The sequence below is a fragment of the Flavobacterium sp. genome (genome assembly GCF_004211145.1).
GTDB lineage: Bacteria > Bacteroidota > Bacteroidia > Flavobacteriales > Flavobacteriaceae > Flavobacterium.
Genome location: NZ_SEBS01000036.1, coordinates 25,896 through 37,739, shown reverse-complemented (window position 1 = coordinate 37,739; position 11,844 = coordinate 25,896). Strand labels below are relative to the sequence as shown.

Below are 11,844 nucleotides of genomic sequence, written 5' to 3'. Positions count from 1 at the left end.
TCGAACCCCCCTTACCAGGATGAAAACCTGGCGTCCTAACCGATAGACGAACGGGCCATGGTCGCTATTGCGGATGCAAAAATACAACTATTTTTTATTCGCGCAATAGCTGGGATTTATTTTTTTCAAAATTTTCTAGTAAGCCTTGGCAAACAGCACTCTACCGACTGAAGTTTTTCCCGTGAATACACAGTTTCCGGCTTCTTCCACCCTATCCAACGCGATACAACGGATCGTGGCTTTTGTCAATTCCTTGATTTTTTCTTCGGTTTCAGGGGTTCCATCCCAGTGGGCCGAAAGGAAACCGCCTTTGGTTTCGAGTACCGATTTGAATTCCTCGAAGTCGTTTACCTCCGTAATGTGCGAGTCGCGATAATCGAGCGCCTTTGCGAAAAGATCGCTTTGGATCGTCTCGAGCAGATCGCGCAAATAAGCCGCAAAACCTTCTTTTGAAACAGACTCTTTGGTCAACGTATCGCGTCGGGCGACTTCAAAAGTTCCGTTCTCGAGATCTTTCGGGCCGATGGCGACTCGGATCGGCACGCCTTTGAGCTCATATTCGTTAAACTTGAATCCCGGCGACATATTCGTGCGATTGTCAAATTTGACCGAGACGCGCATTTTTTTCAATTCCGATGTCAACTTATCGACTTCCTGGGTGATCTGCGCCAATTGTTCGTCAGTTTTATGGATCGGGACGATCACGACTTGTATCGGCGCCAGATTCGGAGGCAAGACCAATCCTTTGTCGTCGGAATGCGTCATCACCAAAGCACCCATCAAACGCGTCGAAACGCCCCATGAAGTTCCCCAGACGTAATCGAGCTTGCCCTCGTTCGACGTAAATTTCACATCGAACGCTTTGGCGAAGTTCTGCCCAAGGAAGTGAGACGTTCCAGCCTGGAGCGCCTTTCCGTCCTGCATCAACGCTTCGATGCAATAGGTTTCCTCAGCTCCCGCAAAACGCTCGGTTTCAGTCTTCAATCCTTTTATGACCGGGATCGCCATGAAATTCTCGGCGAACTCGGCATAGACGTTCATCATTTTTTCAGATTCCTCTATCGCTTCGGCTTTGGTCGCGTGGGCCGTGTGACCTTCCTGCCACAGGAATTCGGCCGTGCGCAAAAACAGGCGTGTTCTCATTTCCCAACGCACTACGTTCGCCCATTGGTTGATCAAAAGCGGCAAATCGCGGTAGGATTGCACCCAATTCTTGTACGTCGACCAGATGATTGCTTCCGACGTTGGGCGAACAATGAGTTCCTCCTCGAGCTTGGCGTTCGGATCGACCATCAATTTTCCGGGTTTATCAGGATCGTTTTTGAGCCTGTAATGCGTTACGATCGCGCACTCTTTGGCGAAACCTTCGGCGTTTTTTTCCTCGGCCTCGAACATGCTTTTTGGCACGAACAACGGGAAATAGGCATTGCTGTGACCTGTTTCCTTGAACATCCGATCGAGTTCCGCCTGCATTTTTTCCCAAATGGCATATCCGTAAGGTTTGATCACCATACAGCCGCGAACGCCCGAGTTTTCAGCCAAATCGGCCTTGACAACGAGCTCGTTGTACCATTTAGAATAATCTTCGGCTCTTGTAGTAAGGTTCTTACTCATAACACTTGTTTTGGCACAAAAATTGTTTCGATTTTTTTAACTAAAAAGTCAGGCAAAACTAACTAAATTTGTTATGTCGGGCAACACAAACCCACAATAAAAAAAATGCTCTTTCTTATGAAAACTCACTATTTTTCTACACGATCAACTTCCTACGGCATTTTGCTGGGGATGTTCGCGATGTTACTCGCATCTTGCGGGACATCTCGCAACACGGCATCCAATGACGGCATTTACGGTGACAATCAAACCGCAGATACGCGTCAGGAGAACACAAACAACGGTTACAGACAATATTTCAATTCGTTACAGGACGATGAAATCATTACCGATGTGGAACGTTATTCATCGGTCCAGGACAGCACCCAGCGTACTGACGACGGTTATGCTGAAGGCTACTCTTCATGGGGCGGGAACGCCGATAACGTCACGATCAACGTTTACGACAACAACTGGGGTTACGGTTACTGGAACAATTACTGGTACGGCGGCGGCTGGGGATGGGGCTTAGGCTGGAACTCTTGGTACGGTCCAGGTTGGGGTTGGAACTATGGCTACGGCTGGGGCGGATATCCTTACTACGGCTACGGTTACGGCGGTTATCCGTATTACGGCGGATATTACGGAAACGGATATTACGGAAACGGCTACGCCTACAACAACGGACCACGCGGCGGCAGAAACTACACGATGCCGGGCGGACGTTACTCAAACTCACGCAGCTACAGCACTCCGGGCAATGGAAGAAGAAGCTTGACCTATTCTACGAACGGAACCCGTAACTCTTACAACGGAACCCGCGGCACACGTAACTTCACGAACAACGGTACGAGAAATCAAACCGGCGGAACCAGAAATTACGGTACGCCAAGAACAAACAACAGCTACAACACACCAAGAAGCACCGGCTCTCAACCGAGAAGCTACTCTACTCCTTCGCGCAGCAATAATTCCTACACTCCGAGTTCGTCATCGTCTTCAGGCGGTCGTTCATACGGCGGCGGAAGCTACAGCGGTGGCGGTGGCGGCGGAGGTCGTTCAGGCGGCGGTGGCGGCGGTGGTCGTCGTTAATCCGATACAATTATATTGATACCTATGTCTTGCGGACGATACGTTACGGCATAGGTATTTTTTTGAACCTAAATAAAAATGTCATGAAAAAATACCTACTTGTTTTTGCGGCAGCATTTGCCGTTTCGGGCTTGCGGGCACAAGAAATGTCAGGTGCCGACGCACTTATCTATGCGCAGGACAACTTAACCGGAACCGCGAGATTCCGCGCGATGAGCGGCGCGTTCGGCGCTTTGGGAGGCGATTTGTCGGCTATAAACGTTAATCCTGCGGGCTCGGCGATTTTCGCGAACAGCCAGGTCGGATTTACGCTCACGAGTTACAATCCCAAGAATAAGGCGAATTACTTCGGGACGAATACGTCTGAAAATTACAGTTCGTTCGACGTGAACCAATTCGGAGGCGCGTTCGTCTTCAAAAACCACAATCCGGACAGCAAATGGAAAAAATTTGCAGTGAGCGCGAACTATGAGAATGCGAATAATCTTGATAACGATTTTTATATAGCGGGAACCAATCCGACGAATTCTGTCGACAGTTATTTTTTAGGTTACGCAAATTCGGCCGGATTGTCGGCAGCCGATTATGAGTTCGGTGGATTTTTCGAAGATCAATATGTGAATATCGGGAACTTCGGAGGTTTCGGTGCGCAGCAGGCGCTTATCGGATACCAAGGTTTCGTGATCAATCCGACAGGCGGCAATCCCGACGCCACTACTTTCGAATCTAACGTTCCTGCAGGCGGAAACTATTACCACGATTTCTTGATGGAAACCCGCGGATACAATGGAAAAATCGCCATCAATTTTGCGGCCCAATACGGGGACAACTGGTATTTCGGGGCGAACGTGAACGGTCATTTCTCGGACTACCTGAAATGGACAAGCTTTTACGAAAGTAACGGCAACGACACTGCAAACGGCTTGCAATGGTTCGAATTCAACAACCAATTGCGCACGTACGGAAGCGGCGTTTCGCTTCAACTCGGAACGATCGTGAAAGTAACACCGAGCTTCCGGGCAGGAGTTTCTTATGACACGCCAACGTGGTTGTGGCTCAACGACGAACTCGTACAAACATTCTCGTTTAACGACGCTACAGGTGGAACCGGCGGATTCAGATCGCCGATCAACATTTATGAAACGTATAAATTGCGCGTCCCGGGAAAATGGACCGGAAGTTTGGCTTACGTTTTTGGGACACGCGGCTTGCTCAGTGTCGACTATTCGGTAAAAGATTACGCGAATTCGCATTATGGCGCGACAGGTTCCAACGACAGTTTCTACGACGTGATAAACGACGAGATCGAAGCGAACATGGACATGGCGTCGACGTTGCGAATCGGAGGAGAAATCAGGGCCTCGAACTGGAGTTTCCGCGGCGGTTACCGCTACGAGCAAAGCCCATATAAAGATGATACCGTCATGGGAGATTTGACAGGATTCTCAGGCGGTTTGGGTTACAATTGGGGACGCACGCGCTTAGATCTGGCTTACAATTACTGGGAACGAGATTATCAGCAGCAGTTTTTTGTGACCGGTTTGACCGATCCAGCGAATTTGAAGACGCAGAGTCATAATGTGTCGGCTTCGTTGACTTTTGAGTTTAGATAAGAAATTGTTATATAAAATTTGATCCGCTCTTTTTGGGCGGATTTTTTTTTGCCGCAAAGTTTTTTTTTTGCCACGAAGGCGCGAAGGCACGAAGTTTCTTGTGTGATTTTTGCATTTCCGATTCTTGAATATTATCAATTACTTGCTATCGGTTTTGATTTCCGCTTTACCTTGAACCCTGAACTTCATAACTTTCCCAATTCCTAGCCCCGATACAAGCGGTTAGCCTTTTGAAGAAAAATCGTGGTTTTGCGTGATGATCGCGGCGACCAAAGGAAGCCCGCGAGCGCCGCTGCAAAACCCGATTTTTCAAGAAAGCTATTAGCGGGTAGCGGGAATGTGCTCCTAAAAAAACCACAACTTTGAACTTTAGCACTTCAGCACCTTGCACTTCAGCACTTCTTTCGTACTTTTGCACTCCCAAAACAGGGTTTACTGTATGAGAACCAAAACGTTAAAGAAGAACAAGATCAACGTGATTACGCTGGGTTGCAGCAAGAATGTCTATGACAGCGAAGTGCTTATGGGTCAGCTCAAAGCGAGCGGAAAAGACGTGGAGCACGAGGCGCCTGCTGAGAATGAAGGCAACATCATCGTAATCAATACGTGTGGTTTTATCGACAACGCGAAGGCCGAATCGGTGAACATGATTTTGGAGTACGCCGACAAGAAAGAGCGTGGAATCGTGGACAAAGTGTTCGTGACCGGATGTTTGAGCGAGCGTTATCGCCCTGATCTTGAAAAGGAAATCCCGAATGTGGACCAGTTTTTCGGGACGACGGAATTGCCGTTGCTTCTGAAAGCTCTCGGCGCGGATTACCGACACGAATTGCTTGGCGAACGCTTGACGACGACGCCCAAAAACTTCGCGTACTTAAAAATTGCTGAGGGTTGCGACCGTCCGTGTTCGTTCTGCGCGATTCCGATCATGCGCGGCAAACACGTTTCCCAATCGATCGAAAAACTCGTCAAGGAAGCGCAAGGTTTGGCCAAAAATGGCGTAAAAGAATTGATTTTGATTGCACAAGACTTGACTTATTACGGTCTTGATCTTTATAAAAAACGCAACCTCGCCGAACTTCTCGAAGCCTTGGCCGCGGTCGAAGGCATTGAATGGATCCGATTGCATTACGCTTTCCCGAGCGGTTTCCCGATGGACGTTTTGGAACTCATGAAGCGCGAACCGAAAATCTGCAATTACCTCGATATTCCGTTGCAGCACATCAGCGACAAGATCTTGAAATCGATGCGACGTGGAACGACCCAAGAAAAAACGACGAAGTTGCTCAAGGAATTCCGCGAGGCGGTTCCCGGAATGACAATCAGGACTACGCTTATCGTCGGTTATCCCGGAGAAACCGAAGAGGATTTCCAGATTTTGAAAGATTGGGTACAGGAAATGCGTTTCGAGCGTTTGGGCTGTTTCACATATTCGCACGAAGAAAACACGCACGCTTATTTGCTCGAAGACGACGTTCCTGCCGATGTGAAGCAAAACCGCGCGAACGAGATCATGGAAATCCAATCGCAGATTTCATGGGAATTGAACCAGGAAAAAATTGGACAGACGTTTAAATGTATCATCGATCGCAAGGAAGGCCAATATTTCGTGGGACGTACTGAATTTGACAGTCCTGATGTTGACAATGAAGTTCTGATTGACGCTACGAAAACGTACTTGAAAACAGGTGAATTCGTCGACATCAAAATCACCGATGCGACGGAATTCGATTTGTACGGAGAGTTGGCGTAACTTATTCGAGGTTTACTTTTGCGGCGTTTCTAATCGAGTCCAATTTCTTTTTGGCCGACGGTGAAATCATGCTTTCAATGACGCGCCGGTTCGCAGCGACTGCCTCTTTATTGCCATAGCCATATTCTTGTCTTGGCGCTCCGTTTTTTAGGTTCGGCGAATTATGCGTCGTTTCGGCAATAAAAATATTCTCGTCTTTGGATTGATAAAACTTTATCGTAAACGGATCGGAGGATTTTAATTTCGGAACTTCTACCTGGACCAAATCCTCGAATTGCTTTTTGAGTTTCGACACGTTCGTTTCAGTATTTGTCCTGAACTTGACTTCGATGATCTTGCCCGAATCGTTTGTCGTGACATTCAGGTTTGACACCGGACCGATGTCGGCGATCGTGTAATCGGGAAGATTGTATTCGTTTTTCATGTCGTTCCTGAATGTCTTTGCAATTGACGAGGAACCAAAATCGGAACCGATCTCAAGACCTTCAAATCCGCGGAATTCTGAATTCGGGTTCTGACACGAGGCAACCGCCAAAACCGCTAGAGCGATAATAACTTCTTCATTTTGTATAGTTTATGGATCTTAAAGATAAGAAATTTATCATCTGATTCTCAGAGTGTGATTTTCCACAAAAAAAAACGCCCCTGTTTCCAGAGGCGTAGATTTAACTAACCAATCTTCTATAATTAAATCACTGTTCCTTTGAACGTGAGGACTTTCGGGGCTTCGTCGGCATTCGTGGTGACGGTTACCGTTTTGGTGAATGCGCCTTTCGCGGCTGCGTTGTAAGTTGCTTTTACCGATGCAGTCTCGCCGGGTTTGATGGGCGTTTTGGTATAATCGGTCGCCGTACATCCGCAGGCAGCTTTAACGTTTGTGATGATGACGTCGGTCTTGCCGTTGTTCTTGAAGCTGAACTCGATCGCTTTTGGCGTTCCTTGTGGAATTTCACCTACTTCGATGGTTTCGGTTTTCCAGACTACCGGAGATGCGGCTGCGGTTCTCACGATCGGATCGCCAGTTGAAGTTGTTGATGTGAAAGACATCATTCCGAAGGCGAGTGCAAGCAAAGAAATTTTAAGAGTTTTCATACTGTAGTTTTTTATGGTTATCGTTTTTCAATTTTGATATCCCAAAAGTATCCGAACCATTTCTCTCAAGCTGTTAACCGCTTTCAAATGTTTGTTAACGACTTGTTAACCGACGATTCACGTGCCTTTTTTACCTAATATTACAGCATGAAATTGAGCAAACTCAACGCTATCATCATTCTTGGACTCGTCGCCATCATTGGGATTCTCGTCGCGCAATTGCTGTGGACGCGCCAAGCTTATACGATTGAGGAAAAGAAATTCTCGCAAAAGGTTCACATCGCATTGCTCGAGGTCGCCAAGAAGTTATACGAGAGCACGAGCCACGAATTGCCGTCGGAAAATCCGGTCGTGAAAGTCTCGAACGACTATTATATCGTGAACGTGAACAACGATTTCGAACCCGATATTTTGGAATTTTACCTAAAAGGCGAATTCGAAAAAAGCGACATCCACACCGATTTCGAATACGCGATGTACAATTGCCAGAGCGATGAAATGGTGTACGGAAACTACGTTTCGACGTCGGTGAAAGGGGAAAAGGAACACACGGTTTATTTTCCGAAGCACAAGAATCTCGTGTACTATTTCGCGATCCGATTCCCGAACGAGACGACGTATTTGTTCAGCTCGCTTAAATTCTGGTTCGTGCTGTCGGGCGCGCTTGTTATTATTTTGCTCGTTTACGTGTATTCGATCGTGACGATTCTGCAGCAGAAAAAGTACTCCGAACTCCAACGCGATTTCATCAACAACATGACGCACGAGTTCAAGACGCCGCTTTCGTCGATCCTGATCGCGTCGAATTATCTCGCGAAGCAACCGCAGATCTCGTCTGATGAGAAAATGCAGAAATATACGAACATCATCATCAGCCAAAGTAATAAACTCAACAGTCATATCGGGGAAATCTTGAGCATTGCCAAGAGCGATTCGGTTCCGCTTGCAATGGACAAAAAGCCAGTTTCCATCGTGTCGATATTAAATGAAGTGACTGAAAACATGCAGCTCAAGCACGAAAACCTGTCGGTGAAAATCGAAGCAAAGGACGACGCTACGATTGCCGCCGACGTGTTCCATTTCACGAACATCGTGTACAACCTGATTGACAATTCGGTGAAATATTGCGAAGGAAAGCCTGAAATCACGATTCGCTTGTCCGATGAAAATGCAACTCTAAAACTCGAATTCATCGATAACGGAATCGGAATCCCGAACAACAAATTGTCGGATATTTTCGATAAATTTTACCGGATCCCAAGCTCGAAAAGTAATGAAGTCACCGGTTTCGGATTAGGTTTGTATTACGTGAAAAAGATTTGTACGTTACATGGATGGAAGATTTCGGCTCGCAATAATGCTGACGGCGGTGTTGCGATTTTGATTTCGATGCCGTTAAAACGACCGAAGATAAACAACGATTAAACGATTAACCGATTCAACAATTAAACAGATGCCAAAAATCCTCTACGCCGAAGACGACGAAACGCTTGCCTTCCTAACCAAAGACAACCTCGAGCAAAACGGTTACGAGGTTTTTCATTGTGCCGACGGAAATGCCTGTTTCGACCTGTTCCAAAACGGGGATTTCGACTTGTGTATTTTGGACATCATGATGCCGAAACGCGACGGTTTTGAATTGGCGTCCGACATTCGAGCGGCGAATCCTGACATTCCTATAATTTTCCTGTCGGCCAAGACGCTCAAGGAAGATCGTATAAAAGGTTTGCGTTTGGGCGCCGATGATTATTTGGTCAAACCGTTCAGCATTGAAGAACTGGTGTTGAAGATTGAGGTGTTTTTGAAGCGTTCGCAAAAGTCGGAGAGCCTGGAAAAGTCGGGTTATCCGGTTGGGAAATTCACGTTCGATGCCGGTAATTATACGTTGGTTTGCGAGGGTGAAAAAGTAACGTTGACACAACGCGAATCGGAACTTTTAAAACTCTTTCTGGACAACAAAGGCGTTGTGATGAAACGCGAAGAAATCTTGAAGAAACTTTGGGGCGACGATGACTATTTTATGGGGAGAAGTTTGGATGTCTTTATTTCGAGGTTGCGCAAGATTTTGGTTGACGAGAGTGTCGTGATTGAGAATTTGCATGGGATCGGGTTTCGGTTTGGTGAAAAATAATCGAATTGTTCGTGCATGAAAAACTGGATACGTTTTGCGATTTCGAGTGGAATATTAAAGTTTCGAAGTTTTTTGGAGAACGACTTTTGAAGAAACTTTTCTTTGGGAAATTGAGGTTTGTTTTGGGACTTGAGTTGGTTTTAGAATTTACGTCGGTTTCGAAAATCGAATGTTGGCTCTGGAAATTCAGCGTTGGCTTTGAAAATTTGGATTTCATGTAGTTTTCGTGTATTCGTACAATTCGAAATCGCATTAACTTTCGGGCGGGTGGTGGTGGTAATTTTAAGGTCGCGAAAAATCAACGATTTAAAACCTTGAACAGCACTACAACACCAACAACCCGGATTCGCGCAATCTTTGTATCGGTTTCGAATACCAGAACAATTCAAAATCCTCCAATCCAAAATTTTCAAAATCACCCTTGAGTTGACCGAAAGTCATAGTTTTCGCAGCCGAAACCGAAATTTTTTCGAGCGCCGCCACCAACCAATTTCCTTCCTTCTGCCCAACCTGCAACACCGTACTCGCTTTCCTGTCGTGGAATTCAAGCGACAACATCGGCCACGAATTCCCTTTTTTGTTTTTCACGAACGACGAAACGATCGGTTTTGAGCCAAGCCACACAACTTTTGCGGTCGGTTTCGTGTTGAAATCCGAATCTTCAAGCAACACATCTTGAATGAAATCAGGATCGATTTTCGTTCGCGGAATCTTGAAGTCGAACCAATCCTGCAAGTCGTAATCGAAACAAATCCCATGCATATAATTGAACAGCGATTTCTTGAGTCCGAAGCTGAATTTATCATGATCGATCCCGGTCTTGTCGGTAAAATTAATATCGTTGTTCGCAAATGTTCCGACGATGTCCGAATCTTTTACGACTCCGAATTTCTCGGGTTCCAATCCGACGGGCGCGTGAGCCGTCATCGCGAACTGATGCCAAAATCCCGATTGCAGAACGCCGGCCTCAAATAATTGACGCACCATTTCCAAACTATCCACTGTTTCCTGAACGGTTTGCGTCGGATAGCCATACATCAAATACGCATGAACCATTATTCCCGATTCGGTAAAATTGCGCGTGACTTTCGCGACCTGTTCGACCGTGACGCCTTTGTCGATGAGCGCGAGCAGTCGGTCTGAAGCGACTTCCAAACCGCCCGAAACCGCGATGCAACCCGAAGCCTTGAGCAATCGGCATAAATCGGCGGTAAAACTTTTCTCGAATCGGATATTCGTCCACCAGGTTACGGTGAGTTTTCGCTTCAGAATTTCCAAGGCCAACGCACGCATCAGCGCAGGCGGCGCGGCTTCGTCTACGAAATGAAATCCGTTCTGACCCGTTTGCGCGATCAATTCCTCCATGCGATCGCACAACAAATTGGCCGCGACGGGCTCGTAAATCTTTATGTAATCGAGCGAGATGTCGCAAAAAGTGCATTTTCCCCAATAGCAGCCGTGCGCCATCGTGAGTTTGTTCCAGCGGCCGTCGCTCCACATGCGGTGCATCGGGTTTACGATTTCGATTACCGAAATGTAGCTTTCGAGCGGCAGATCCGAATAATCAGGCGTTCCAACTTCGCTCTGCTTGTAATCATGAAGCGGCGATTCGTTTTTATAAACGACATTTCCGTTTTCTAAAACGAAAGTCCGTTTGAGTTTCGTCGTCGGATCGTTGAGGAATTTTATGAGTTCCTCAACGGGGCTTTCACCGTCGTCGAGCGTGATGAAATCGAAGAACTCGAAAACTCTTTCGTCCGACAACGATCGTAATTCAGTATTCGCGAAACCGCCGCCCATCGCGATTTTTATGTTCGGACGATTCGCCTTCAACCATTGCGCGCAACGAAATGCCGAAAACAAATTCCCGGGGAACGGAACCGAAACCAATACCAACTTCGGGTTGACCGCTTCGACTTTCTGCGCCAGTATTTTTATTGTGATTTGATCGATGTACGAAAGCGGTTTCTGCAACTCGGCATAAATTTCGTCGAAAGAGTTCGCGCTGCGTCCCAAACGTTCGGCGTAACGCGAGAATCCGAAATTCGCATCGGCGCATTCCACGATCAAATCTGAAATATCCTCGAGATACAAAGTCGCCAAATGTTTCGCCTTGTCCTGCGTTCCCATCGTTCCGAATGCCCAGTCGAGTTCTTCGAGTTGTGAAAATCGCGAGGCTTCGGGCAAGAATTCTTCCTGGCAGATCTGGAGCGCGAGCGTCGGGTTTTTGCCTTGAAGGAACGCAATTACCGAATCAATAGTGCCGATGTAATCGTCGTGCAACGCAATGATCCGCTTTGCATTGTCGGACAAATCCTCGAATTGGGTTTTTGAAATCGTGTCGAACAACTGCTGCAACCCGTGTTTTGAAAACAATTCCAGGATAACCTCGATGCCCAGATCGGCCTGATACGACGAAATGGACTTCGTATTCAGGAAACCCTTTATATAAGCTGTGGCCGGATACGGCGTGTTGAGCTGTGTAAACGGCGGCGTTATGAGGAAAATCCCTGGTTCCAATCGAATTATTTTTGGCAAAAGTACGGCATTTGTCAAAAAGAAAGGCCGCT

General features: G+C 46.9%; 9 protein-coding genes. 5 read left to right on the top strand and 4 right to left on the bottom strand.

Translation table 11 applies throughout. The annotated features are described in order from the left end of the window. Positions 1-135 precede the first annotated feature (135 nt). Positions 136-1,614 (bottom strand): proline--tRNA ligase, encoded by a 1,479-nt coding sequence (gene proS, locus EOO50_RS14425; protein ID WP_290840985.1) that lies wholly within the window; start codon positions 1,612-1,614, stop codon positions 136-138. A gap of 117 nt (positions 1,615-1,731) precedes the next feature. On the opposite strand from proS, the gene EOO50_RS14420 reads away from it, so the two are divergent. The 3 genes from EOO50_RS14420 (at position 1,732) to rimO (ending at position 6,051) form a co-directional block, all read left to right on the top strand. Beyond that, the gene (locus EOO50_RS14420) at positions 1,732-2,685 is read left to right on the top strand and encodes a hypothetical protein (protein ID WP_290840984.1); all 954 of its coding nucleotides are present in this window, start codon (positions 1,732-1,734) and stop codon (positions 2,683-2,685) included. Positions 2,686-2,768: 83 nt separating this feature from the next. Then, on the top strand, positions 2,769-4,298 hold the full coding sequence (locus EOO50_RS14415) for a transporter (RefSeq protein ID WP_290840983.1): 1,530 nt from the start codon (positions 2,769-2,771) through the stop codon (positions 4,296-4,298). Positions 4,299-4,737: 439 nt separating this feature from the next. Continuing rightward, on the top strand, positions 4,738-6,051 hold the full coding sequence (gene rimO / locus EOO50_RS14410) for a 30S ribosomal protein S12 methylthiotransferase RimO (protein WP_290840982.1): 1,314 nt from the start codon (positions 4,738-4,740) through the stop codon (positions 6,049-6,051). A 1-nt stretch (position 6,052) separates the two neighbouring features. Here the strand turns inward: rimO and EOO50_RS14405 are convergent, their stop codons facing one another. Then, positions 6,053-6,475, bottom strand: coding sequence for a hypothetical protein (locus EOO50_RS14405; RefSeq protein WP_290840981.1), 423 nt, complete (start codon positions 6,473-6,475; stop codon positions 6,053-6,055). A 263-nt stretch (positions 6,476-6,738) separates the two neighbouring features. Beyond that, complete coding sequence (locus tag EOO50_RS14400; RefSeq protein ID WP_290840980.1) at positions 6,739-7,143, bottom strand: DUF1573 domain-containing protein; 405 nt, start codon at positions 7,141-7,143, stop codon at positions 6,739-6,741. Positions 7,144-7,290: 147 nt separating this feature from the next. Here EOO50_RS14400 and EOO50_RS14395 point away from each other — a divergent pair, with 147 nt between their 5' ends. Continuing rightward, positions 7,291-8,568 carry a HAMP domain-containing sensor histidine kinase gene (locus tag EOO50_RS14395; RefSeq protein WP_290840979.1) on the top strand — a complete coding sequence of 426 codons (1,278 nt, stop codon included), beginning with the start codon at positions 7,291-7,293 and terminating at the stop codon, positions 8,566-8,568. Between the two features lie 28 nt (positions 8,569-8,596). After that, complete coding sequence (locus EOO50_RS14390) at positions 8,597-9,274, top strand: response regulator transcription factor (RefSeq protein ID WP_290840978.1); 678 nt, start codon at positions 8,597-8,599, stop codon at positions 9,272-9,274. Between the two features lie 324 nt (positions 9,275-9,598). Here EOO50_RS14390 and EOO50_RS14385 read toward each other — a convergent pair whose 3' ends face one another. Next, on the bottom strand, positions 9,599-11,794 hold the full coding sequence (locus EOO50_RS14385) for a radical SAM protein (RefSeq protein ID WP_290840977.1): 2,196 nt from the start codon (positions 11,792-11,794) through the stop codon (positions 9,599-9,601). Between the last annotated feature and the right edge of the window lie 50 nt (positions 11,795-11,844).

Bases quoted from the DNA above. Each gene is read 5' to 3' on its own strand.
- proS (WP_290840985.1), bottom strand. From the start codon at position 1,614: ATGAGTAAGAACCTTACTACAAGAGCCGAAGATTATTCTAAATGGTAC.
- EOO50_RS14420 (WP_290840984.1), top strand. From the start codon at position 1,732: ATGAAAACTCACTATTTTTCTACACGATCAACTTCCTACGGCATTTTG.
- EOO50_RS14415 (WP_290840983.1), top strand. From the start codon at position 2,769: ATGAAAAAATACCTACTTGTTTTTGCGGCAGCATTTGCCGTTTCGGGC.
- rimO (WP_290840982.1), top strand. From the start codon at position 4,738: ATGAGAACCAAAACGTTAAAGAAGAACAAGATCAACGTGATTACGCTG.
- EOO50_RS14405 (WP_290840981.1), bottom strand. From the start codon at position 6,475: ATGAAAAACGAATACAATCTTCCCGATTACACGATCGCCGACATCGGT.
- EOO50_RS14400 (WP_290840980.1), bottom strand. From the start codon at position 7,143: ATGAAAACTCTTAAAATTTCTTTGCTTGCACTCGCCTTCGGAATGATG.
- EOO50_RS14395 (WP_290840979.1), top strand. From the start codon at position 7,291: ATGAAATTGAGCAAACTCAACGCTATCATCATTCTTGGACTCGTCGCC.
- EOO50_RS14390 (WP_290840978.1), top strand. From the start codon at position 8,597: ATGCCAAAAATCCTCTACGCCGAAGACGACGAAACGCTTGCCTTCCTA.